Source organism: Vibrio sp. ZF57 (assembly GCF_001691235.1).
Lineage (GTDB): Bacteria > Pseudomonadota > Gammaproteobacteria > Enterobacterales > Vibrionaceae > Vibrio > Vibrio crassostreae_C.
On sequence record NZ_MAKD01000115.1, the window covers coordinates 18,597 to 42,729 of the forward strand.

Below are 24,133 nucleotides of genomic sequence, written 5' to 3' on the forward strand. Positions count from 1 at the left end.
TATTTTGACGTTAATGACGTGGGGTTGTGTGTTTTTAACGTTTTTGACGGGAAACGAGTTTGATTAATTCATCGATAAGGTGTTTTCTTACTCCTGCCAAAGGCCTACAGGCCACTCTTACCACTTCTCAGAATCAACGATGAATCTGGAGCAACGAAGAAGAGGTAGGCCTTTAACCAGAGTGTGTATCTACTAAACAATTTAGCGACAGATAACATTCAATCCATTAGTGAAATGAAAGCAAATAGTAAGGAACAGCTATGCTTGCCAATATAAAAAAAACAGCAATAGCAACAGCAATTATTGCAACTGCTACAACAGGTTTTGCATCAGTAGCAACCGCTGCAGAACGCAGTGAACTGACCGTTCACCCGAAAGAGTACACTACATTCGTACGTAACTTTAACCCGTACCTTGGTGCTACTAACCTACATACTACAACTGACTTCATGTATGAGCCGCTAGTAGTATTTAACGAAATGCACGGTAACACTCCAGTGTTCCGTCTAGCTGAAAACTTCAAGATGTCAGATGATCTGATGAGCGTTGTTTTCGACATTCGTAAGGGTGTTAAATGGTCTGACGGAGAAACTTTCTCTGCTGATGATGTTGTTTTTTCTTTCAACCTTGTAAAAGAGAAGCCAGAGCTTGACCAATCTGGTATCAACTCTTGGGTAACTTCTGTAGAGAAACTGAACGACAACCAAGTTAAGTTCACACTAACAGAAGCAAACTCAAACGTACCTTACGAGATTGCTAAAGTACCTGTAGTACCTAAGCACATCTGGAAAGACGTTAAAGATCCATCAACGTTTACCAATGAGAACCCGGTAGGTTCTGGTCCATTTACAGAAATCGATACGTTTACAGCGCAGCTATACATCCAGTGTGCAAACCCGAACTACTGGGATGCAGACAACCTAGATGTTGACTGTCTACGTGTTCCACAAATTGCGAACAACGACCAATTCCTAGGTAAAGTTGTAAACAGTGAAATGGACTGGACGTCTTCTTTCGTTCCAGATATCGATCGTACATACGCAGCAGCTAGCCCTAAACACCACTACTGGTACCCGCCAGCAGGTACACAGGCATTCATCGTTAACTTCAAGCACCCTGATGCTGCGAAGCATGAAGCATTGAGCAACGTTGACTTCCGTCGTGCTTTCTCTATGGCTCTTGACCGTCAAACTATCATCGACATCGCATTCTACGGTGGCGGTACTGTGAACGATTTCGCATCGGGTCTTGGCTACGCGTTTGAAGCTTGGTCTGATGAAAAAACTCATGACAAGTACAAAGGCTTCAACACATACAACGCTGAAGGCGCGAAGAAGCTTCTTGCTGACGCTGGCTTCAAAGATGTAAACAAAGATGGTTTTGTTGACACTCCATCAGGCAAGTCTTTCGAACTAATGATTCAATCGCCAAACGGCTGGACTGACTTCAACAACACAGTTCAACTAGCGGTAGAACAGCTAAACGAAATCGGTATTAAAGCAAAAGCTCGTACACCTGACTTCTCTGTTTACAACCAAGCAATGCTTGAAGGTACATACGACGTAGCATACACAAACTACTTCCACGGTGCGGATCCATACACGTACTGGAACAGTGCTTACAACTCATCACTACAATCTGGTGATGGTATGCCTCGTTTCGCAATGCACTTTTACAAAAACGACAAGCTAGATGGTCTTCTAAACAGCTTCTACAAAACAGCTGATAAGAACGAGCAGCTAGACATTGCACACGGTATCCAGCAAATCATCGCTGCAGACCAAGTGACAATCCCTGTGATGTCTGGTGCTTACATGTACCAATACAACACAACTCGCTTCACTGGTTGGTGGAACGAAGAAAATCCAAAAGGCCGTCCAAACATTTGGGCTGGTATTCCAGAGCGTCTACTTCATGTACTGGACCTAAAACCAGTTAAATAAGTAATCGTTCAATCCTTGCGGCGTAACCTCTTACGCCGCTTATAAAAATCCCCACACTCTCAATTGAAAGTATGGCGCTAGTCGTCAGGGGATTTTTCGTTCCAAATTTCGCTAGGAGCGACCTGAATCCAGAAACAGGGAAACAATCTGGGTGAGTAAGGTGTGAGTTATGGGTTATTTTTTAAGACGTTTGTCATTTTATTTTGTCGCGCTATTAGTTGCTGCGACGTTAAACTTTATTATTCCAAGAGCAATGCCTGGTGACCCAGTTACCATGATGTTTGCGAACGCTTCTGTACAAGTTACTCCAGAGCGTATTGCTGCAATGAAAGAACTATTAGGCTTCGTTGATGGTGGCTACTTAGTTCAATACGTGGCGTACATGAAGAACATTCTTAGCTGGGAACTTGGTACATCAATTCAATTCTACCCACTTTCTGTAAACACACTGTTGGGTGGAGCATTCGGTTGGTCGCTTTTCTTAGCCGGCACCGCAGTTATTCTTTCTTTCTCGATTGGTTCAATCCTAGGTATTTTCGCAGCGTGGAAACGCGGCAGTAAGTACGATGCCTTCGTAACGCCAGGGATGCTGATTCTACAAGCCGTTCCTCAAGTTGTTATCGCGATGATTGCACTATTTACCTTTGCAATTGGCTTGAAGTGGTTCCCAACAGGGTATGCCTACACCGCTGGTACTATACCTGATTGGACAAGCTGGGCATTCATTAAAGATGTCGCTTACCACGCCTTCTTACCACTGTTCTGTGCTTCTGTTGTTCAAATTGGTGGCTTCCTAGTAAACATGCGTAACAACATGATCAACCTATTAGCCGAAGACTACATCACCATGGCGAAAGGCAAAGGCCTGAGCGAAAACCGAGTGGTATTCAACTACGCAGCTCGTAACGCGATGCTACCTAGTGTGACAGCCCTGTCAATGTCGCTAGGTATGGCAATCGGCGGTCAGTTAATTATCGAAATCATCTTTAACTACCCAGGTCTTGGCAGCGTACTTTTCAACGCAATTAACGCTCGTGACTACCAAGTACTGCAAGGTCAGCTGCTTATCATGACGCTATTCATGCTGTTCTTTAACCTAGTTGCAGACATGCTTTACGTTGTTCTTGACCCTCGTCTTCGTAAGGGTGGTAAATAATCATGAAAGACTTTTTAAAACTCATTTGGCGTAACCCGATGGCCCTAACAGGCGTCATCATCCTAAGTATTTTTATTCTTGGCGCGATTGCAGCTCCATTAATCACCAAACATGTACCAGACAAGCGTACAGGTAACCCACACGAATATCCTAGTTTCGTGGTGAAGTCTGCACAAACTAACCCTGATGGCTGGGTTGCTCAAAATCTAGCAGACGACCGTCGTACATTGATCATGTCTAAAAAGGCAGACCACGTACTAGGTACAACTCGTATGGGTCGTGACGTTTGGTCTCAAGTGGTATACGGCGCACGCGTATCTCTTGCTGTAGGTTTTGGTGCGGGTCTAACCGTATGTTTACTCGCAACTGTTATTGGTGTTTCTGCAGGTTACTTCGGTGGCCGTGTCGATGACGTTCTAACAGCCGCAATGAACATCATGCTGGTAATCCCTCAATACCCATTACTGTTCGTAGTAGCAGCCTTTATCGGTGAGGCAGGGCCACTCACCATAACCTTGGTTATCGGCTTTATGTCTTGGGCTTGGGGTGCCCGTGTTGTTCGCTCCCAAACCTTAGCACTGCGTGAAAAAGAGTTTGTAAAAGCCGCTGAAGTTTTGGGTGAATCTTCATTCCGCATCATCTTCGTAGAGATTCTGCCAAACCTTATCTCTATCGTTGGCGCAAGCTTCATCGGTTCGGTGATGTACGCAATCATGATGGAAGCAACCATCTCGTTCCTAGGTCTTGGTGACCCGAACACAATCAGCTGGGGCATCATGCTTTACAACGTTCAAACCTCTTCATCAATGCTGATTGGCGCTTGGTGGGAACTGCTGGCTCCTTGTATCGCACTGACACTACTTGTAACTGGCCTTGCTCTACTTAACTTCGCGGTCGATGAAATTGCTAACCCGCAACTGCGTTCTCACAAAGGCATGAAGCGTTGGAAGAAACTAGCAGCTCAAGACAGAGAAGAACGTGAACCAGAACTACCACCACAAAATGCACTTTGGAGCGGAGATAAATAATCATGTCTGAACCACTAATTTCTATCCGCAACTTATGCGTGGATTACATCACAGAGTCTGGCGATGTTCGTGCGTGTAACAACGTAAGTTTCGACATCGCTCCAGGTGAAGTCTTCGGCCTAGCTGGTGAATCTGGCTGTGGTAAATCAACGGTCGCTTTCTCTCTTATGCGTCTTCATAAGCCGCCCGCTTACATCAGTGGTGGTGAGGTTATCTTCAACGGTGAGAACATCCTTGAATACAGTGATGACCGTATGCAGTCGTTCCGTTGGAGTGAGATGTCGATGGTATTCCAGAGCGCGATGAACGCACTCAACCCAGTACTACCGATGGAAGAGCAGTTCTGTGACGTAATCATGCGTCACACCAACATGACTCGCGAGCAAGCTAAGCAGCGTGCTGAAGGTCTACTTGAAATCGTCGATATTCACCCGAGCCGATTGAGTGACTATCCTCACCAATTCTCTGGCGGCATGCGTCAGCGCTTGGTTATTGCTATCGCGTTAGCACTGAATCCAAAGCTGATCATTATGGATGAGCCGACAACCGCACTTGATGTGGTTGTGCAACGCGAAATCCTACAAAAGATCTATGCACTAAAAGAAGAATTTGGCTTCTCAATTCTGTTCATCACCCATGACTTGTCATTGATGGTCGAGTTCTCTGACCGCATCGGCATCATGTACTCAGGTGAGCTAATCGAAGTGGCTAACTCTCAAGATATTCTAGAAAACCCTTACCACCCTTACACCAAAGGGCTGGGAAGTTCTTTCCCTCCACTGACAGGGCCAAAGACAAAGTTAGCAGGTATTCCGGGTAACCCTCTGAACCTGTTAGAGATCCCTGAAGGGTGTCGTTTCCAAGCTCGTTGTGACCGTGTACATGAAAAGTGTACCAAGGTGCCAACCAAGCTGCGTTCTATCGACCCGGGACATTTGTCTAACTGCCACCTGTACGGTGACCCAATAGTACAAAGGAAGCTATAGCTTGCGTGAATAACGAACAAGGCGGCTCGACCGCCTAAAAACAAGCAAAGCGAATAAGGATTCTGGAGACAATTATGAGCAAAGATTTCGGTCAATTATTGGTAGAAGGCAAGAATGTCGTAAAAGACTTCCCAATAAGCAGTACCACCATTCAAACCCCAATGATGCGTGCGATTAACGACGTGTCATTCAAGATGTACAAAAGCCGTGGCCTAGCAGTGGTTGGTGAGTCTGGTTCAGGCAAATCAACAACCGCAAAAATGATCGCAAAAATGTACGCACCTTCAGGCGGCACGATCGAATACAAAGGTCGTGATATCCAAGAGATCTCAAGCAGAAAAGATCTTATGCACTACCGTGAAGGCGTGCAGATGGTATGGCAAGACCCGTTTGGTTCATTGAACCCAACACACAATATCTTCCACCACATTGCTCGACCACTGTTGATCCACAAGAAGGTAACCCCGGGCAATAAGAGAGAACTAGAAGAACGTGTTTACGATCTTTTAGAGCAAGTGGGCCTGATCCCACCAAAAGAGACGGCGAAGAAGTACCCTCACCAACTGTCTGGCGGCCAACGTCAACGTGTCAACCTAGCCCGCAACATCGCGGTAGGTGCCGAAGTTGTACTAGCCGATGAGCCAACTTCAATGCTTGATGTATCGATTCGTGCCGGTGTTTTGAACCTGATGGAAGAGATGAAGTTCGAGAAGCAAATGTCTCTGCTTTACATCACTCACGATATCGCAACCGCTCGTTACATCGCTGAAGACCTTTCGGTGATGTACGTGGGACACATGGTGGAATGGGGCGATACCGATGACGTGATTGCTAACCCTCAGCACCCATACACCCAATTGCTTGTTTCGGCCGTTCCAGATCCTAAGAAGTCGATCCACGAGCAACTTGCAGGCAACAAAGGTGAGATTCCTCTGTGGACACCAGTATCAGCAGGCTGCCCATTTGCAGGCCGATGTACTCACGCAATGGATAAGTGCAAAGAGCAGCTACCAGGGGTTACGCAGCTCGCTGATAACCACTTTGTGCGCTGTTACCTACACGAAAGCTAAGCAATAAAACCCAAGTTAGGGTCTTCGGACCCTAACTATTTATATCCAAAACATTCAAGTACCTAGCCAATAGAAACTAGGACTGTCGGAGAATATTGATGCTGTTATTGACCAACCATATTGGCTATGAGTCCACAGGCCCGAAGCAAGCTATCCTACAAACTAAGAAAGCTCGCCTATCAAGCACTACGGCTCTACTCGTCTGTGCTGACAACCATATGACTGTCGGAAATTTTGATGTGGTTAAACAAGGCCGCGTAGCAAATTGGCATCAAGGGCAATTCTTCACTATTGATTTCAGTTCAGTCACTGAATCTGGTCGCTACTACCTACGTTTTGACAACCTGCGTTCAGAAGTATTTGAGATTGGTAGCAACCTATTAATGAACCACACGTTTTCTGATGTGCTTCATTACTTTAAGTCACAACGCTGTGGCGGGATTTTCGACAAAAAAGATCGACAAGCACAAATTCTAGGTACCGACCGATACGTCGATGTCCACGGTGGATGGTATGACGCATCAGGTGATGTCAGTAAATATTTTAGCCACCTGTCTTATGGTAACTACCTAAACCCACAACAAATTCCGATGGTCGTTTGGAACATGCTAAAAAGCGTACGCTTGACTAGCCATAACCCAGACTTCCCGAAATTCTCCATGACTCGTCTAACGGAAGAGGCTCTGTTCGGTGCCGACTTCTTAGTGCGTATGCAAGACGCTGACGGATACTTCTATATGACGGTATTCGACAAATGGAGCAAAGATATCAACCAACGCGATATCTGCGCTTATGCGACTCAAGAAGGTCATAAATCAACGGACTTACAAGCGGGCTACCGACAAGGTGCAGGTGTTGCTATCGCAGCATTAGCCGCAGCTTCTGAGCTTGAAATCTCTGGCAGCTACTCGAGCCACACATACCTTGAAATGGCGGTTAAGGGTTACTGGCATCTAAAAGAGTACAACCTCCAGTATCTAAACGATGGTGAAGAGAACATCATCGATGAGTATTGCGCCCTACTCGCAGCCAATGAGCTGTATCGCGTAACACAAGACCAGCAATACCTATCAGAAGCAAGAACTTGGGCGACTCGTTTAATCTCTCGTCAGCAATCCGATGATTCATTTGAGCACTTCTGGTCGGCAAACTCTGATGGCTCTCGTCCATACTTTCACGCAGCTGAAGCCGGTCTTCCTGTGATTGCACTATGTGAATACATCGACAATGAAACCGATGCTGAATTAAAAGAACAGGCGCGCACAGTTGTTGAACAAGCTTGTCAGTTCGAAATCAACATCACCGACAAAGTCACCAACCCATTTGGCTATCCAAGACAATACGTTAAATCTGTCGATGGTGATAAACGTGATGCCTTCTTCGTCGCTCAACAGAACGAAACTGGTTACTGGTGGCAAGGCGAGAACGCACGCCTTGGCTCACTCGCAACCATGGCTTACCTAGTTCAACCGCACATTAAAGATAGCGAACTTCAAGAGCGCTTAATCCAGCTTTCACAAAATAGCCTTGATTGGATCTTGGGCCTCAACCCATACCACATATGCATGCTCGATGGTCATGGCCATAACAACCCAGACTACCTACCTCAGCTTGGGTTCTTCAATGCGAAAGGCGGTATCTGTAATGGCATCACAGCTGGTTTTGAAGATGAACAAGACATTGCGTTCAATCCACCAGCACAAAAAGATGACATGCTTCAAAACTGGCGCTGGGGTGAGCAATGGATCCCTCATGGTGCGTGGTTCTTATTAGCAACCGCTGCACAGTTCAACTTCTTAGCTCAGCGTAAGGAGCAATAATAATGACTCTTTACTACGTCGGTATTGATGGTGGTGGTACTTCTTGTCGTGCTCGTATTCGTGACGCTCAAGGCAAACTGATTGGTGAAGCGAAAAGTGGCAGTGGCAACATCCTTTTGGGTGTTGATGTTGCGATGAGCTCAATTATTGATGCCATCACAAAAGCGGCACAACAAGGGCAACTCAACTCAGACCATTTTTCAAATATGCATGTTGGCCTAGCGCTGGCTGGCGCTGAGCAAAAATCAGCATGGTTCGACTTCATGGCTCAACCACACCCTTTCGCAAGCATGACACTAAATACCGACGCTTATGGCGCTTGCATTGGTGCTCACAATGGCCAAGACGGCGCAATCATGATCGGTGGTACGGGTTCTTGCGGTATCTTCCTAAAAGACGGTGAGCAATATGTGGTTGGCGGTCGTGAATTTCCGATTTCAGATCAAGGCGGCGGCGCAGTCATGGGCTTACGTTTGATTCAACAAGTCTTGCTTGCAGAAGACGGTATTCGCAACAAAACCCCGCTGACTCTACATGTGATGAATCACTTTAATAATGATGTGGATGCCATTGTCGAATGGTCAAAAGGTGCTATTCCAAAGGATTACGGTCAATTCTCACCAGTTATTTTTCAACTCGCTAACGAAGGTGACGAACTGGCTATCGATATGCTCAAGCAAACCGCGGCTGATATCGAAATGTTTGTCTTAGCACTGCATCGAAAAGGCGCTGACAAGGTGTGCTTAATGGGAAGTATCGCTGAGCGTATTCTCAACTGGCTATCACCACCAGTACAACAATGGATCGTTAAACCTCAATTCGACGCTATTGAAGGCGCATTGATGTTTGCCGGAAAACCACAACACAACTTGTATCAACAGGCTTAGCAGGGAAGTTATATGAATTATCGCATCGACTTAGCTGTTCTTTCTGAACAAAAAAATAACTGCCGATTTGGCCTTACGGTACATAACTTAAGTGACCTCGACGTAAAAGATTGGTCTCTGCACTTTGCATTTGATCGTTTCATCCTTCCAGAGAGTTTATCGCAAGGAGAGCTGACTCAAGTTGGCAGCTTTTGCTCATTCACACCAAGTTCGTCAGTGTTAAAGGCCAACAACCATTACTACCTTGAATTCAGTATTCAAAGCGCACCATTCCGCTTCTATTCTGATGGCCTTAACGATGCCTTTATCCAGTCACATAATGATGGAGAAACATCGGTACTGCCTGTCGCGATATCACCCATAGTACTGGCTTCGCCATACCGTGAACGCAATCAAATACCTGAAGTTAACGCTGCTGAGATTGCATTGATTCCTCAGCCTAATCAGATCGAATTTCAGCAAGGTAGTTTCGCGCTAAGTAACTTCGCGCTAAATAACGACTGCAGAATTGAGGTTCAATCTCATCTTGCTGATAAGGCAGTCTCTTGGTTCCAGCAAGAGTTGCTCTCGACCTTTGAGCTGTCTCTTTCGACCGCGCTTTCAGCTGAACTTTCAAAAGACGAAAGCGGCAACATTCTATTTCGCAGCAACCCGACGTTAGATGAAGCCGAATACAAACTGACCATCACTGCACAACAGATTATTGCTGAATCAGGCAGCCAGTCGGGCTTTACACACGCTGTGGCAAGCTTGATTCAACTAGTTCAACAACTGGACGCAGAGAACTTCTCTCTACCATGTTGCAAGATAGCCGACCAACCGCGCTTTAAGTACCGCGGCATGATGTTGGACTGCGCTCGTCACTTCCACTCAGTAGAGCAAGTGAAGCGTTTAATCAATCAACTGGCGCACTACAAGTTCAACGTATTTCATTGGCACCTAACTGACGATGAAGGTTGGAGAATTGAGATAAAGAGCCTGCCACAGCTAACAGAAATTGGCGCTTGGCGTGGCCCTGATCATGCACTAGAGCCGCAATATACCCACATTGCGGAAAACTACGGCGGCTTCTACACGCAACAACAAATTCGTGAAGTCATTGAATATGCAGAGCAACGCAGCATCACGGTGATCCCAGAGATCGATATTCCGGGACACTGCCGTGCCGCAATCAAATCACTGCCTGACATGCTGGTAGAGCAAGCGGATACCACTCAATACAAGAGCATTCAGCACTACAACGACAATGTACTAAACCCAGGTTTGCCCGGTACTTACCAATTTCTAGATGCAGTTATTGAAGAAGTCGCAGAGCTATTCCCGAGCGAATTGATTCACATGGGTGCAGACGAAGTGCCACCCGGTGTGTGGACCAACAGCCCTGCTGCTCAAGCATTGATGAAAGAACACCAGTACCAAGACAGCAAAGACCTACAAGGCCACCTATTCCGCTATGCCGAAAACAAGCTTAAGCAACTCGGCAAACGCATGGTCGGCTGGGAAGAAGCACAGCACGGCGACAAAGTGAGTAAAGAGACCATCATCTACTCATGGCTCAGTGAAGAAGCGGCTGTCAATTGCGCTCGCCAAGGCTTTGATGTGGTGTTGCAACCTGCACAGTTTACCTATCTCGACATGACCCAAGATTATGCACCGGAAGAACCGGGCGTAGATTGGGCTGCCGTTATCCCATTAGAACAAGCTTATACCTACGAAGCACTTGCTGAGGTATCCGACACCGACCCAATTCGTAAGCGGATCCGCGGAATTCAGTGTGCTCTATGGTGTGAGATCGTCACCAACCAAAAGCGTATGGATTACATGGTATTCCCAAGAATTAGCGCTTTAGCTGAAGGATGTTGGACACATAAAAACAACCGAAACTGGCTAAATTACCTATCTCGCCTAAAGGGGCATCTGCCATTACTCGACAAACTCAATGTTGATTATCGCAACCCTTGGAAAGCTCAATAAAACAAACCAAAGCGACACTCATATCGAGTGGTTGCTGACTCAAATTAAGGTGCTCAGTTAGATACGACTCAGCATCACTATTTAAAAATTAGCTGCATAGATGCAGTTTGTTAAAAAGGAAATGACAATGAAATACGGCTATTTCGATAACGACAATCGCGAATACGTCATCACTCGCCCTGATGTACCAGCACCTTGGACAAACTACCTAGGTACTGAAAAGTTTTGTACCGTGATTTCGCACAATGCGGGCGGTTACTCGTTCTACAATTCTCCGGAATACAACCGTGTTACTAAGTTCCGTCCAAACGGCACCTTTGACCGTCCTGGACACTATGTGTACCTGCGTGATGATGAGACAGGTGATTACTGGTCTATCTCTTGGCAACCAGTGGCAAAGAGCCTAGATGAAGCGAACTACGAAGTTCGTCACGGCCTGTCATACTCAAAATTCAAATGTGAATACAGCGGCATTACCGCAACCAAGACGCTATTCGTACCTAAGGGTGAAGATGCAGAAGTTTGGGACGTTGTATTAAAGAACAACACTGACAAGCCACGTACTATCAGCACTTTCTCGTTTGTTGAGTTCTCTTTCAGCCATATTCAATCAGACAATCAAAACCATCAGATGTCTTTGTACTCTGCGGGCACGTCTTACCAAGAAGGTGTTCTGGAATACGACCTGTACTACAACACTAACGACTTTGAAGGCTTCTACTACCTAGCTTCAACTTTCTCACCAGACAGCTACGATGGCCAACGTGACAACTTCCTTGGTATGTACCGTGATGAAGCAAATCCAATTGCGGTTGAAAACGGTAAGTGTTCTAACAGCGCTCAAACTTGTTACAACCATTGTGGTTCTCTGCACAAGCAATTTACGATTCAACCCGGTGAAGAAGTTCGCTTTGCGTATGTACTCGGTATCGGTAAAGGCAACGGTGAACGCCTACGTGAGAAGTACCAAGACACAGCAAACGTAGACGCCGCTTTCCAAGGCATCAAAGATCACTGGGACGAGCGTTGCAACAAATTCCAAGTTAAGTCGCCAAACGAAGGCTTAGACACAATGATCAACACGTGGACGCTATACCAAGCGGAAACCTGTGTGGTTTGGTCACGCTTTGCATCATTCATCGAAGTTGGCGGTCGTACTGGTCTTGGTTACCGTGATACGGCTCAAGATGCTATTTCAGTACCCCATGCCAACCCACAAATGACCAAGAAACGTATTATCGACCTGCTTCGCGGCCAAGTGAAAGCGGGCTACGGTCTACACTTGTTCGATCCTGACTGGTTCGATCCAGAGAAAGCCGACGTTGAGCCATCAAAATCACCAACAGTTGTTCCAACACCGTCAGATGACGACAAGATCCACGGCATTGAAGACACATGTTCTGATGACCACCTATGGATCGTTCCGACCATTATCAAATACGTAATGGAAACCGGTGAGCACGACTTCTTCGATGAAGTGATTCCATACGCAGACGGTGGCGAGGCGACAGTTTATGAACACATGAAAGCGGCACTGAACTTCTCTGCTGAATACGTGGGTCAAACGGGTATCTGTAAAGGTCTTCGAGCTGACTGGAATGACTGTTTGAACCTAGGTGGTGGTGAATCTTCAATGGTTTCATTCCTACACTTCTGGGCGCTACAAGAATTCCTAGATCTTGCTAAGTTCCGTAATAACGATGCTGATGTTGCGAAATACACTGAAATGGCAGCTAACGTTCGCGAAGCGTGTGAAACGCACCTTTGGGATGACGAAGGCGGCTGGTACATCCGTGGTCTAACTAAAAATGGCGACAAGATCGGTACCGCTCAACAAGCTGAAGGTCGTGTACACCTTGAGTCAAACACGCTAGCCGTTCTATCTGGTGCTGTATCTCAAGAACGCGGTGAGAAAGCGATGGACGCTGTTGATGAGAACCTTTTCTCAGAATACGGCCTACACCTAAACTCTCCTTCATTTGCAACACCAAACGATGATATCGGTTTCGTAACTCGCGTTTACCAAGGCGTAAAAGAGAACGGCGCAATCTTCTCTCACCCTAACCCATGGGCCTGGGTAGCAGAAGCGAAACTAGGCCGTGGTGACCGTGCGATGAAATTCTATGACGCACTGAACCCATACAACCAAAACGACATGATTGAAACGCGTTACGCAGAACCATACTCGTACGTGCAGTTCATCATGGGTAAAGATCACCAAGACCACGGCCGTGCAAACCACCCTTGGTTAACCGGTACCTCTGGTTGGGCTTACTTCGCGGTAACCAACTTCATTCTTGGTGTTCGTACAGGCTTTGAAGGCTTAACGGTTGATCCTTGTATCCCGACTGATTGGCCAGAATTCGAGGTTACTCGTCAATGGCGTGGCGCAACTTACAACATCACAGTGCAAAACCCGAATGCAGTAAGCAAAGGCGTTGCCTCTATCACTATCAATGGTGAATCAGTTGAAGGCGCTATCCCAGTACAAGCAGAAGGCAGCGTGAACGATGTTGTCGTTGTTCTAGGCTAGTCACGCAATTTAACGAACAGCTCTTGTCTCAAGTCTTTACAGGCTTGAGACAATGAGACTAAAAGGATTTTCTAATGATTAAATTTGGTACAGGTGGCTGGCGCGCTTTCATTGGTGAGGAGTTCACTAGAGAAAACGTCCGTTTGGTAGCGCAAGCACTCGCTAACATCATCAACAACGAAGATGCAGCCAAGAATGGGTTTGTGATCGGCTATGACCGTCGTTTCCTTTCCGATAAAGCCGCATGTTGGTTTGCAGAAGTACTTGCGGCGAACAACATCAAAGTAAGCTTCATCGATAAGTTTGTTCCAACACCTATCGTGATGTTCCAAGCAAAAGAGATGGGATGCACCTACTCGGCGTGTATTACCGCCTCTCACAACCCAGCCGATTACAATGGCATCAAGGTATTCATTGAAGGTGGCCGTGATGCTGATGAGATCATCACAGAGAAGATCGAACAGCAAATCGCAACACTGACCAACGAAGATATTATTCGTGTCGATTTCGAGCAAGCATTAAACGACAAAGAAATCGAGATCATCAACCCGATGAACGACTTTGTTGATTCAATCATCAACTTCATCGATATCGATTCGATCAAGAAAGCTAACCTACGTGTACTGATTGACCCAATGTTTGGCGTTGCAAAAAATGCTCTGCAAACCGTGCTGATTAACGGTCGCTGTGATGTCGACGTCATCAACGATGGCAAAAACCCAGATTTTGGTGGCTTAATGCCGTCGCCAAATGCTGCAACGCTGTATCGCTTGAAGCACTTAGTTGCAGCAGAAGGCTATGACATTGGTATTGGTACTGATGGCGATGCTGACCGTTTGGGAATCATCGATGAGAAAGGTCACTTCATTCACCCTAACGAAGTGCTACTCCTACTTTACTACTACTTGCTGGAATACAAAGGCTGGAAGGGCTCTGTCGTTCGTAACATCGCAACCACACACCTACTGGATAAAGTGGCGGCAGATCATGGTGAGAAGAGCTTTGAGGTTCCTGTAGGCTTTAAGCATATCAGCTCACAAATGGAGGCCGATGACTCTCTGATTGGTGGCGAAAGTTCAGGTGGTTTAACCATTCGTGGTCACATCAAAGGTAAGGATGGCGTATTTGCTTCAAGCTTACTGGTTGAGATGATCAGTGTGACAGGCAAGAAGTTGTCTGAATTACTTGATGAGATTTACTCTAAATATGGCTATGCCTACACCGCAGAAGGCGATTGTAAGTTTAAACCTTCAGAGAAAGAAGCGCTTTACACTAAGATCTACGTCGAGAAGCAACTGCCTGAATTTGAATACGAAATTGAAAAAGTAAGCTATGAAGATGGTGCCAAGGTGTACTTCAAGAATGGCGGCTGGGTGATTGCTCGCTTCTCAGGAACAGAGCCGTTACTACGAATCTTCGCAGAAATGGAAGATAAAGACACTGCAGAACGTGTTCTTCAAAAAGTGAAAGACTTCCTCTCTCTATAGGCTTATAGAGTGCAGCAGTTTTGTATGGGACTTAACAAATCACTGCCTTGTTAAAGCCTATAAGTGAAGAACTCTTGCCCAGTACTTTGATTAAAGTGCTGGGCTTTTTTATCGCGATTCTTGTAACGATTAGTATCGCGTTATATCTCTTTAAAAAGCCAATACGCCTTTGGTATCGACTTTTACGTTGACCGGCATACCCACTTCAAGTGCTTCTGACGAGGTTGCTAATAACTTCTGACCATGCGCTTCGATTACATAACGACAGTGATCACCCATAAATTGCTGTTCTAGCACCGAAATAGCACTATCTTGCTCGTAACTTGCTTGGATATGCTGGGGCCTTAGCAGAAGCTCACATGTATTGCCGAACTCAATCTCCGTTTGCGGTTTGGCTTCAACCATACCCAAACTGGTTTCAAATTCATGCTCCGAAATACGCTGTGCATTGAGGTAGCTACCGCCACCCAAAAAGTCTGCAACAAACTTACTTGAAGGATGGAAATACAACTCAGATGCCGAACCATACTGCTCAATCACACCATGGTTCATTACTGCCATTTTATCTGCAAATGCGAACGCTTCTTCACGGCTGTGAGTTACGAAGATAGCTGTAACACCCTGCTTCTTAAAAATCTTGCGAATCTGAGAAATCAGCTCATGACGAACCTGAGTATCGATGTTTGAGAATGGTTCATCTAACAGTAGCAAGTCTGGCTTGTACGCCAAAGAACGAGCAATAGCGACACGCTGCTGTTGACCACCTGAAAGTTGATGTGGGTAGCGGTCACCGAACTCACCTAAGTGAACCAGCTCCAGCATCTCTTGAACTTTGTCTTTCTTTTGCTGCTCAGAAAGGTCTTTCAAGCCAAAGCCGACATTCTGGTTTACCGTCAGATGCGGAAACAGGGCGTAATCTTGGAAAATCATACCAATGTTACGCTGCTCTGGTGGCAACCAATTCTCGCCATCATCAATGGTTTGACAGTTCAAACTCATCACACCGCTACTTAATGGAAGTAAGCCTGCAATCGCCTTCAGTAAGGTCGTTTTACCGCAGCCACTCGCACCAAGAAGACAAACAATTTCACCATGCTCAACTTCTAACGAGAGCGCTTCCAAAATGGTTTGCGACTCATACTTACAAGTCAGATCTTTAATTGATAATGCACAACTCATTAGTTTTTCTGCTCCAAGGAACGGTTTACGATGATCAGAGGAATTAAACCCACCAACACCAATAATACAGCAGGCATCGCCGCCAATTCTAGGTGCTCATCTGAGGCATAGTTATAAACATAAGTCGCCAATGTCTCGAAGTTGAAAGGACGCAGCAGCAATGCCGCATTCAACTCTTTCATTGATTCGATAAACACCAGTAAGCCAGCGATCAATGCGCCACGTTTAATCAAAGGTAAATGAACACGACGTAACATCTGGTTGGTATTGCAGCCCATGGTTTTAGAAGCCATATCCAATGAAGGGGATACTTTGCTCAAGCTGCTTTCAATACTGCCAATTGCCACTGCTGAGAAACGTACGACCATGGCAAAGATTAGCGCGAACATGGAGCCAGAGAAGATCAAACCAGGTCGCCCCCACTCCATCACTTTCGCAATGTCATTGACCAAGTGATCCATGAACAAAACAGGTACCATCACCCCAATCGCTAACACGGTGCCTGGAACGGCATAGCCCATCGAAGCGAGACGCATATAAGCCTGATTTTTCTTACTCGGACTAACGCGTTGATTAAAGTTAACAATCATCGCGATAATCACGCCAATAATCGCAGCAGCTACCGAAACGTAAAGGCTGTTGATGGCATATTCTCTGAATTCAGGGGTCCAGCTTTGAGCAAAATATTTGTAGGCGTAAATAATGAGCTGGCCAAGAGGGAATAAGAACGCAACGCAAACTAATCCCCAGCACCAGAATAGTGCCAGCCATTTTTTCCAACCAGAAAGGTCGTAACGAAAATCTTCGCGGCTGCTGAACTGATTCTGGAATAGCTTCTGCTTACGGCGACTGTATCGCTCTGAGCTCAACAGTAGGATCACGATAACCAGCATGATTGCCGATATTTTCGCAGCTGCCGTTAAGCTTGAGTAGCCTAGCCAAGTATCATAAACCGCAGTCGTTAAAGTATTTACCGCAAAGTAACTCACGGTACCAAAGTCACCGATGGTCTCCATAGCAACAAGCGATAAACCGACCGCCATTGATGGACGAACAAGTGGTAAGGAGATACGACGGAAGCTTTCCCAAGGCGAGCATTTTAGCAAACGAGCAGATTGTAATAAGGAGACGTTTTGCTCCATAAATGCCGCGCGGCACAGCAAATAAACATAAGGATAGAGAACGAGAGACAGAACAATAATAGCGCCGGATAAGGTTCTAATATCCGGGAACCAATACTCACCGGGTCCCCACCCAGTAAGATCTCGCAGTAGAACCTGAACAGGGCCGGCAAAGTCGAACCAATCGGTAAAGATATAGCCAACAATATAGCCTGGCATTGCTAATGGCAGGACGAGTGCCCACTGCAAAACACGCTCTCCCGGAACACGGCACATTGCCATAACCCAAGCCGACGGAATACCAAAAACTAAAGACAGGAACATGGTTCCTATGACTAAAACCACCGTATTGTAGGCATAGGTAGGCATCACTGTGGACATCAGATGAGAAAATAGCTCATCTGTTTCTCCAACAGCCGTCGTAAAAATCGCTAAGATCGGTAAGACCAGTAATACAGCAATAATGCCGCTACTGGTGTTCCATAAATAATTCTTTTCTTTCATCGCCTAACTACAACGAGGCTTAATGAAACACAAATGCATTTGCAAATACATCTCATATCCTTTTAATGGTGGGGTTATTTATACCCATATACTCTAATGACTTCAAGGTGAGATGCTAATAACTCAAGGGATCAACGGGGTGCTTTGTATCAAAAAGTGATTTTCCAATAACAAACAACCCCAAGTAGCCAAAATGGCGACTTGAGGTTGTCATTTTACTTAGGCCGAAGCCTACCGTAATAAATTATAGATCGAACTTAACTTCGTCTAATAGCTTGATTGCAGCCGCGTGGTGGTTTGCAATTTCGTCTAGAGAAATAGTATCCGCTTTGAACTCGCCCCATGAAGCAACAAGCTCAGAAGGTTTAACGTCTGCTTTCACTGGGTATTCGTAGTTCACTTCTGCGTACATGCTTTGTGCTGTGTCACCAGATAGGAATTCCATCAGCTTAACGGCATTCTCTTCATTTGGAGAGTATTTAGCCATTGCCATACCAGAGATGTTTACGTGAGTACCTGTAGTCTCTTGGTTAGGGAAGTTAATGTAAACAGAGTCAGCCCAAGCTTTTTGCTCTTTATCATTAACCATCTTACCTAGGTAGTAGCTGTTACCAAGAGCAACATCACATAGACCTTCTTTAATCGCTTTAACTTGCGCGCGGTCGTTACCTTGAGGCTTACGTGCTAGGTTTGCTTTTACGCCTTCTAGCCATTCTTTCGTTTCAGCTTCACCTTTGTGAGCAATCATCGAAGATACTAGAGAAACATTGTATGGGTGCTTACCACTACGAGTACAGATTTTGCCTTTAAGTTCAGGCTTAGTTAGATCTTCGTAAGTGAACTCTTCACCTAGACGACCAACACGGTCACGTGAAGAATAAACGCTACGTGTACGAGTTGTTAGAGCGAACCACTCGTTATCTGTATCTTGGTATTGAGCTGGGATGTTCTTTTCAAGTACATCGCTCTCTACAGATTGAACTAGACCTTGTTTAGTTAGCTCAGATAGACGGCTGATATCTACAGTTAAGACAACGTCAGCTGGGCTGTATTCACCCTCTTGAGCTAACTTCTCTGCTAAACCTTTTTTAGCAAACTTAACGTTTACTTTAATACCAGTCTCTTTTGTGAACTCTTTGAACATTGGCTCAACAAGGAAAGGTTGACGGTAAGAGTATACGTTTACTTCTTCCGCAGCCATTGCTGTCGGGGCAATTACACCACACGCTAGAGCTGAAAGTGTTAGCAGTTTCTTCATTGTAAAATCCTTTATATCGAAATGATAATGTCTATCAGTTGCGTTATTATATTCATCATTAACATAATTACAATGACGACCAACAAAAAATCCGTCTACTCAGACCATTCAAACTCTCACTTTTGTAACAAACCATTTCAACTTTGTGTCTTGTCGTTCCCCTTAAACAATGAGCCTAACTTCAACGTTCGTGTTTATATATTGTGCAACCGTAAATACAACAAAGCCCCGCAACAAGAGTTGCGGGGCTTTCTTTGTCCAACCTAACCCATTCAGATTAGGCGACGACTGTTGATTATTTTACTGATACAAACTCAGGGTAAGCGCCGACACCACAATCGTGCATGTCCATACCTTCAAGTTCTTCATCTTCCGTTACTCGGATACCGATTGTTGCTTTAAGCACCGCCCATACTGCTAGGCTAGCACCGAATACCCATGCAAAGATGACTGCTGCACCCATTAGCTGAGCACCAAACGTTGCATCAGCGTTGCTTAGTGGCACAGCCATTAGACCGAAGAAACCACATACACCGTGTACAGAGATAGCACCTACTGGATCATCAATCTTAGCTTTGTCTAGAGCGATGATGCTGAATACAACCAATGCACCAGATACCGAACCAATCGCTACAGCAAATAGAGGTGATGGTGATAGAGGGTCTGCAGTGATTGCTACTAGGCCAGCTAACGCGCCGTTAAGAATCATTGTTAGGTCTGCTTTACCCCAAGTGGTTTTACATACTAGTAGTGCTGCAATTGCGCCTGCTGCTGCTGCTGCGTTGGTGTTAAGGAAGATTTGACCTACTGCTGTTGCGTTCTCAAAATCCGAAACCATCAGTTGAGAACCGCCGTTGAAACCGAACCAACCGAACCAAAGGATAAATGTACCTAGCGTTGCAAGTGGCATGTTTGAACCAGGAATCGGGTAGATTTCACCGTTCTTACCGTATTTACCTTTACGAGCACCGAGTAGTAGAACACCAGCTAACGCTGCTGCTGCACCAGCCATGTGTACGATACCTGAACCTGCGAAGTCACTGAAACCCGCTTCTGATAGGAAACCACCGCCCCAAGTCCAATAACCTTCAACAGGGTAAATGAACGCTGTTAGTACTACAGAGAAGATTAGGAATGACCAAAGCTTCATACGCTCAGCAACCGCACCAGATACTACAGACATTGCTGTTGCAACGAATACTACCTGGAAGAAGAAGTCTGATTCTAGAGAGTGATCTGCGCCTTCACCTTGTGTACCAATTAGAGTACCAAATGATGGCAACCAACCGCCTTCACCGTTGTCGACATACATGATGTTGTAACCAACCACTAAGAAAGCTGTACAAGCAATTGCGTACAAACAGATGTTCTTAGTTAAAATTTCTGTGGTGTTCTTTGAACGAACTAGGCCAGCTTCTAACATCGCGAAGCCTGCTGCCATCCACATTACCAACGCACCTGAAATGAGGAAGAAAAAAGTGTCTAGTGCGTAACGTAGTTCCGTTACTGTTGTTGTAAGTTCCATATTAAAGTCTCCAGTCCTTGTAATTCTTTAAAGTGCTTCAGCATCCATTTCACCAGTACGAATTCGTACGGCTTGGCTTAGGTCATACACAAAAATTTTGCCGTCGCCGATTTTTCCGGTGTGTGCCGCTTGGCTAATCGCTTCAACAACTCGGTCAACATTCTCAGCTTGGGTAGCAATCTCTAGCTTCACCTTTGGTAGGAAATCCACTTGGTACTCTGCACCACGATACAATTCAGTGTGTCCCTTCTGACGACCAAAGCCTTTCACTTCAGAAACAGTCATACCTTCAATACCCACATCAGAGAGCGCTTCGCGTACATCGTCTAATTTGAATGGCTTAACAATGGCATTTATTAATTTCATATTCGTTCCTTAAATTCTTACTTAATCCGTTAATTCTCTTATTACAATCCAAGTAGCGTGCCAAAAAGTTAAGTGCTTGATTTTAAATAAGATGAAGATAATAAGGTCGTAATAACGAAAAAGGCCGCACCAACATGGTGCAGCCTTTTCACTATCTTAATGCGCGATGCTCTTATTGCTCCAGTTTTGGGCAACGGAGCCTTCAAAGCTCTGAATGACTAACAAATAGCTCTTAGGACTAGTAACCTAAAAAATCCATCCAGCGTTCGATGAGCAGTTCGAAATCGTCGATTCCACAGCTTGCTTGGCTTTCACAGTTATAGAAGTCGAACTCACTGCCCTCTTCCATCTCTTGCTCATGCGCTAACACGTTTTCTTGAATCGTTACTTCGTCTTCATTAATCGCAAGGCTAATCTCTTTGCCAAGCAACGTCACTTCATTGCTCAAGTCCTGTCGAGATTGCTCAATCAACGCCATCACATGATCTAATTTTTGCTTATCTTTACCGATCTCTTCTTGAAGCCAACGGCCAACAATCTCATGGCCCATGCTGCATTTCACATAGTATTCACCCATTAGAGTGTTTCTAGTAAATTCAAACTCCATAACTCAACCTATACTGCATTAATACTCAAGCGATACTATTTCTGAGTATACCATTGTCTTGTCAGAAACGAGCGTATTGACGAATTTATCGTTACGATCCAACCTACACAGTCAATGAAGAGGAGGGCTCTATGCAGTTGAACGAAATGATTGCCAAACAAATTGTCGAACGAACCATGAAGATCATCCCACACTCGATTAATGTGATGGATAATAAAGGTCGCATTATTGGATCCAGTGATCCTACTCGCTTATACCAAAAACATGAAGGAGCGGTACTTGCCATCACCGAATCACGAGTCGTTAATATTGACGAAGCCACTGCCGAACACCTAAAAGGGGTTAAGCCTGGAGTTAATTTACCGATTCTATTTCAGGATAATGTCATTGGGGCGATTGGGGTTTCTGGGACACTGCAGCAAGTTCATCATTTTGGTGAGCTGGTGAAGATGACCGCTGAGCTTATTGTTGAACAAGCTGTACTTATGTCTCAAGTAGAATGGAATAAGAGGCATCGTGAAGAATTGGTATTGCAATTAATCCGAGGTAGCACGCTTAATGACATGCAACTGCAATCCATCGCACAGCGTCTGGATCTCGACCTTGCACAACCGCGGATTGCCGCCATCGTCAAGGTGTTACCGATAGGAGACACTGCGCCTTCATTGGAAAACTTACAGCAATTAGTACATTTACTTGAATATCCCGAGCGCGATAATTTAGTCGGTATCTTGTCTGTTTCACAAAACGAAGTGGTGGTACTCAAGCCTATAACCCTGATAGGAAACAGCTGGTCCAAGGATGCAGAAGCCAAGCGCGTGAAATTGCTACTCAAAAGAATAAAGAAAGAAGCTAAGTTTCAAATCAAGATTGCGCTTGGGGATTACTTTACCGGACTTTCTGGTTTAGCACGCTCATATGATACCGCTGAGCTCACTATGCGCAGTGTCGGTAACCGCCCCGGAGACATGTTTTTCTATCAAGACTATCGACTGCCGGCCATTATGAGTAGCCTGTTACAAGATCCATGGATTCGTGAGCAACTGGAGCAATCTTACCTACATCTTCAACAACAGGACAGTAAAGGGATACTGATCAAAACTTTGAAGACATATTTAAAGCAGAACTGTGATTCAGCTCTCACCTGTAACGAACTACATATCCATCGCAATACGCTACGCTATCGAACAGACAAGATAAACCAAATAACATCATTAAATATCAACAATATAGACGATCTATTTCAACTCTACATTGCAATAAATCTATTCCACTGGTCGAGCTAAAAAATGTGCAACTGCACAATTTAAAAGGACCGATTTGAGCACTTATTTGTAGAGAATGACAAAGACTTACCAACCCTATATCTTTATATTTGCCGAAAATGACACATCGTTATCTGGGAAATAGAACATGATTGAAGTTTCAACTCTTGGCGCACTTTCAGCATTGATTGTTGCTATCGCGCTCATTCTTAAAAAAGTGCCACCCACCTACGGCATGATCATCGGTGCTTTGGTTGGCGGCGTGGTTGGCGGCGTTTCTCTCACCGAAACCGTTGAGTTAATGATAGGTGGTGCCCAAGGGATCGTCACTTCAGTGATGCGAATTCTCGCCGCTGGTGTGTTGGCCGGCGTACTAATTGAATCAGGGGCGGCTACCTCGATTGCAGAATCCATCATCAAAAAAGTAGGCGAAACTCGCGCCTTACTTGCTCTTGCCATTGCGACCATGATTTTAACCGCTGTTGGCGTTTTCGTTGATGTGGCCGTTATCACGGTTTCTCCTATTGCACTGGCTATTGCTCGCCGCGCAGACCTTTCTAAAACCGCGATCCTTTTGGCGATGGTGGGCGGCGGTAAAGCAGGTAATGTCATGTCGCCTAACCCAAATGCCATTGCGGCGGCTGATGCGTTCAATGTTCCGTTAACCTCTGTGATGGCTGCAGGCGTGATTCCGGGTCTATTTGGGCTGCTTTTCGCCTACTTCTTGGCAAAGCGCCTCGTCAATAAAGGTTCAAAAGTAGCAGAAAGTGAAGTGGTCAAAGCGGATCAAAGTTCACTGCCAAGCTTTTCTTCTTCAATCGTTGCACCGTTAGTGGCTATTGCCCTACTCGCGCTGCGACCACTCGCTGATATCAATGTTGATCCTCTAATTGCATTACCCTTGGGTGGATTGCTGGGTGCACTGGCTATGGGTCGCTTCAAACAAGCCAATAGCTTTGCGGTTTCAGGCTTGTCACGTATGGCACCGGTTGCTGTAATGCTACTGGGCACAGGAACCATTGCAGGCATCATTGCTAACTCAGGACTAAAAGCTGATCTGATTGAAGTGCTGACGATGTCTGGGCTGCCTTCTTACTTACTTGCTCCGTTTTCTGGCGCACTGATGGCACTATCAACCGCATCGACAACTGCCGGAACAGTAGTGGCATCGAATGTATTTGCCAGCACCATTCTTGAGCTAGGTGTTCCAGCTCTCGCAGGCGCAGCAATGATCCACTCTGGTGCGACAGTACTTGACCATATGCCACATGGTAGCTTCTTCCATGCCACGGGTGGTGCGGTACATATGAGTATTCATGAACGTCTAAAACTCATCCCTTATGAGTCAGCGGTCGGTCTTGTTATCGCCTTCGTCTCAGTAATGATCTTCGGTGTATTTGGTCTGTTTGTTTAAGTTTAAAGGT

The 24,133-nt window shown here is 45.5% G+C and carries 18 protein-coding genes; 12 read left to right on the forward strand and 6 right to left on the reverse strand.

The genetic code is table 11. From position 1 onward, the window contains the following. The first annotated feature begins 260 nt into the window (after positions 1 to 260). The 10 genes from A6D97_RS17485 to A6D97_RS17530 all read left to right on the forward strand — a co-directional run bounded on the left by A6D97_RS17485 (position 261) and on the right by A6D97_RS17530 (position 14,884). Entirely contained in the window at positions 261 to 1,943 is a 1,683-nt protein-coding gene (locus tag A6D97_RS17485) for an ABC transporter substrate-binding protein (RefSeq protein WP_017056650.1), read from the forward strand. A 169-nt stretch (positions 1,944 to 2,112) separates the two neighbouring features. After that, positions 2,113 to 3,099: an ABC transporter permease gene (locus A6D97_RS17490; protein ID WP_017059409.1), complete on the forward strand. Its 987-nt coding sequence runs from the start codon at positions 2,113 to 2,115 to the stop codon at positions 3,097 to 3,099. A 2-nt stretch (positions 3,100 to 3,101) separates the two neighbouring features. Continuing rightward, a complete protein-coding gene (locus A6D97_RS17495; protein ID WP_065584915.1) occupies positions 3,102 to 4,127 on the forward strand; it encodes an ABC transporter permease in 1,026 nt (341 codons plus the stop codon). A 2-nt stretch (positions 4,128 to 4,129) separates the two neighbouring features. Further along, a complete protein-coding gene (locus A6D97_RS17500) occupies positions 4,130 to 5,113 on the forward strand; it encodes an ABC transporter ATP-binding protein (RefSeq protein WP_017063265.1) in 984 nt (327 codons plus the stop codon). 74 nt (positions 5,114 to 5,187) lie between these two features. Beyond that, positions 5,188 to 6,183: an ABC transporter ATP-binding protein gene (locus A6D97_RS17505; RefSeq protein ID WP_017063264.1), complete on the forward strand. Its 996-nt coding sequence runs from the start codon at positions 5,188 to 5,190 to the stop codon at positions 6,181 to 6,183. Between the two features lie 98 nt (positions 6,184 to 6,281). Continuing rightward, on the forward strand, positions 6,282 to 8,003 hold the full coding sequence (locus tag A6D97_RS17510; RefSeq protein WP_065584916.1) for a glycoside hydrolase family 9 protein: 1,722 nt from the start codon (positions 6,282 to 6,284) through the stop codon (positions 8,001 to 8,003). Between the two features lie 2 nt (positions 8,004 to 8,005). After that, positions 8,006 to 8,890, forward strand: coding sequence for an N-acetylglucosamine kinase (locus A6D97_RS17515; RefSeq protein ID WP_017066804.1), 885 nt, complete (start codon positions 8,006 to 8,008; stop codon positions 8,888 to 8,890). A 12-nt stretch (positions 8,891 to 8,902) separates the two neighbouring features. Continuing rightward, positions 8,903 to 10,864: a family 20 glycosylhydrolase gene (locus tag A6D97_RS17520; RefSeq protein WP_065584917.1), complete on the forward strand. Its 1,962-nt coding sequence runs from the start codon at positions 8,903 to 8,905 to the stop codon at positions 10,862 to 10,864. Positions 10,865 to 10,991: 127 nt separating this feature from the next. Next, a complete protein-coding gene (locus A6D97_RS17525; RefSeq protein ID WP_017066806.1) occupies positions 10,992 to 13,397 on the forward strand; it encodes a N,N'-diacetylchitobiose phosphorylase in 2,406 nt (801 codons plus the stop codon). Positions 13,398 to 13,471: 74 nt separating this feature from the next. Then, positions 13,472 to 14,884, forward strand: coding sequence for a phosphoglucomutase/phosphomannomutase family protein (locus A6D97_RS17530; protein WP_017059416.1), 1,413 nt, complete (start codon positions 13,472 to 13,474; stop codon positions 14,882 to 14,884). A gap of 150 nt (positions 14,885 to 15,034) precedes the next feature. Here the strand turns inward: A6D97_RS17530 and A6D97_RS17535 are convergent, their stop codons facing one another. The 6 genes from A6D97_RS17535 to A6D97_RS17560 form a co-directional block, all read right to left on the reverse strand. Continuing rightward, positions 15,035 to 16,063, reverse strand: coding sequence for an ABC transporter ATP-binding protein (locus tag A6D97_RS17535; RefSeq protein ID WP_065584918.1), 1,029 nt, complete (start codon positions 16,061 to 16,063; stop codon positions 15,035 to 15,037). Then, positions 16,063 to 17,688 (reverse strand): iron ABC transporter permease, encoded by a 1,626-nt coding sequence (locus A6D97_RS17540; protein WP_017059418.1) that lies wholly within the window; start codon positions 17,686 to 17,688, stop codon positions 16,063 to 16,065. Before A6D97_RS17540 ends, A6D97_RS17535 begins: the two co-directional genes overlap by 1 nt. 244 nt (positions 17,689 to 17,932) lie before the next feature. After that, positions 17,933 to 18,946, reverse strand: a complete 1,014-nt coding sequence (locus tag A6D97_RS17545; protein ID WP_065584919.1) for a Fe(3+) ABC transporter substrate-binding protein — start codon at positions 18,944 to 18,946, stop codon at positions 17,933 to 17,935. 295 nt (positions 18,947 to 19,241) lie between these two features. Then, a complete protein-coding gene (locus A6D97_RS17550) occupies positions 19,242 to 20,471 on the reverse strand; it encodes an ammonium transporter (RefSeq protein WP_017059420.1) in 1,230 nt (409 codons plus the stop codon). Positions 20,472 to 20,498: 27 nt separating this feature from the next. Then, positions 20,499 to 20,837: a P-II family nitrogen regulator gene (gene glnK, locus A6D97_RS17555; RefSeq protein WP_004738200.1), complete on the reverse strand. Its 339-nt coding sequence runs from the start codon at positions 20,835 to 20,837 to the stop codon at positions 20,499 to 20,501. A 238-nt stretch (positions 20,838 to 21,075) separates the two neighbouring features. Further along, positions 21,076 to 21,444 (reverse strand): YacL family protein, encoded by a 369-nt coding sequence (locus A6D97_RS17560; RefSeq protein ID WP_019824378.1) that lies wholly within the window; start codon positions 21,442 to 21,444, stop codon positions 21,076 to 21,078. A 131-nt stretch (positions 21,445 to 21,575) separates the two neighbouring features. On the opposite strand from A6D97_RS17560, the gene A6D97_RS17565 reads away from it, so the two are divergent. Next, positions 21,576 to 22,730 carry a sugar diacid recognition domain-containing protein gene (locus A6D97_RS17565; RefSeq protein WP_017066809.1) on the forward strand — a complete coding sequence of 385 codons (1,155 nt, stop codon included), beginning with the start codon at positions 21,576 to 21,578 and terminating at the stop codon, positions 22,728 to 22,730. A 127-nt stretch (positions 22,731 to 22,857) separates the two neighbouring features. Next, positions 22,858 to 24,123 (forward strand): SLC13 family permease, encoded by a 1,266-nt coding sequence (locus A6D97_RS17570; protein WP_017059423.1) that lies wholly within the window; start codon positions 22,858 to 22,860, stop codon positions 24,121 to 24,123. Positions 24,124 to 24,133 lie beyond the last annotated feature (10 nt).

What these genes read in the sequence shown, in the direction of transcription:
- A6D97_RS17500 (WP_017063265.1), top strand. Translation starts at nt 4,130, where the DNA reads ATGTCTGAACCACTAATTTCTATCCGCAACTTATGCGTGGATTACATC.
- A6D97_RS17525 (WP_017066806.1), top strand. Translation starts at nt 10,992, where the DNA reads ATGAAATACGGCTATTTCGATAACGACAATCGCGAATACGTCATCACT.
- glnK (WP_004738200.1), bottom strand. Translation starts at nt 20,837, where the DNA reads ATGAAATTAATAAATGCCATTGTTAAGCCATTCAAATTAGACGATGTA.
- A6D97_RS17495 (WP_065584915.1), top strand. Translation starts at nt 3,102, where the DNA reads ATGAAAGACTTTTTAAAACTCATTTGGCGTAACCCGATGGCCCTAACA.
- A6D97_RS17535 (WP_065584918.1), bottom strand. Translation starts at nt 16,063, where the DNA reads ATGAGTTGTGCATTATCAATTAAAGATCTGACTTGTAAGTATGAGTCG.
- A6D97_RS17530 (WP_017059416.1), top strand. Translation starts at nt 13,472, where the DNA reads ATGATTAAATTTGGTACAGGTGGCTGGCGCGCTTTCATTGGTGAGGAG.
- A6D97_RS17510 (WP_065584916.1), top strand. Translation starts at nt 6,282, where the DNA reads ATGCTGTTATTGACCAACCATATTGGCTATGAGTCCACAGGCCCGAAG.
- A6D97_RS17545 (WP_065584919.1), bottom strand. Translation starts at nt 18,946, where the DNA reads ATGAAGAAACTGCTAACACTTTCAGCTCTAGCGTGTGGTGTAATTGCC.
- A6D97_RS17485 (WP_017056650.1), top strand. Translation starts at nt 261, where the DNA reads ATGCTTGCCAATATAAAAAAAACAGCAATAGCAACAGCAATTATTGCA.
- A6D97_RS17540 (WP_017059418.1), bottom strand. Translation starts at nt 17,688, where the DNA reads ATGAAAGAAAAGAATTATTTATGGAACACCAGTAGCGGCATTATTGCT.
- A6D97_RS17565 (WP_017066809.1), top strand. Translation starts at nt 21,576, where the DNA reads ATGCAGTTGAACGAAATGATTGCCAAACAAATTGTCGAACGAACCATG.
- A6D97_RS17490 (WP_017059409.1), top strand. Translation starts at nt 2,113, where the DNA reads ATGGGTTATTTTTTAAGACGTTTGTCATTTTATTTTGTCGCGCTATTA.
- A6D97_RS17505 (WP_017063264.1), top strand. Translation starts at nt 5,188, where the DNA reads ATGAGCAAAGATTTCGGTCAATTATTGGTAGAAGGCAAGAATGTCGTA.
- A6D97_RS17570 (WP_017059423.1), top strand. Translation starts at nt 22,858, where the DNA reads ATGATTGAAGTTTCAACTCTTGGCGCACTTTCAGCATTGATTGTTGCT.
- A6D97_RS17560 (WP_019824378.1), bottom strand. Translation starts at nt 21,444, where the DNA reads ATGGAGTTTGAATTTACTAGAAACACTCTAATGGGTGAATACTATGTG.
- A6D97_RS17520 (WP_065584917.1), top strand. Translation starts at nt 8,903, where the DNA reads ATGAATTATCGCATCGACTTAGCTGTTCTTTCTGAACAAAAAAATAAC.
- A6D97_RS17515 (WP_017066804.1), top strand. Translation starts at nt 8,006, where the DNA reads ATGACTCTTTACTACGTCGGTATTGATGGTGGTGGTACTTCTTGTCGT.
- A6D97_RS17550 (WP_017059420.1), bottom strand. Translation starts at nt 20,471, where the DNA reads ATGGAACTTACAACAACAGTAACGGAACTACGTTACGCACTAGACACT.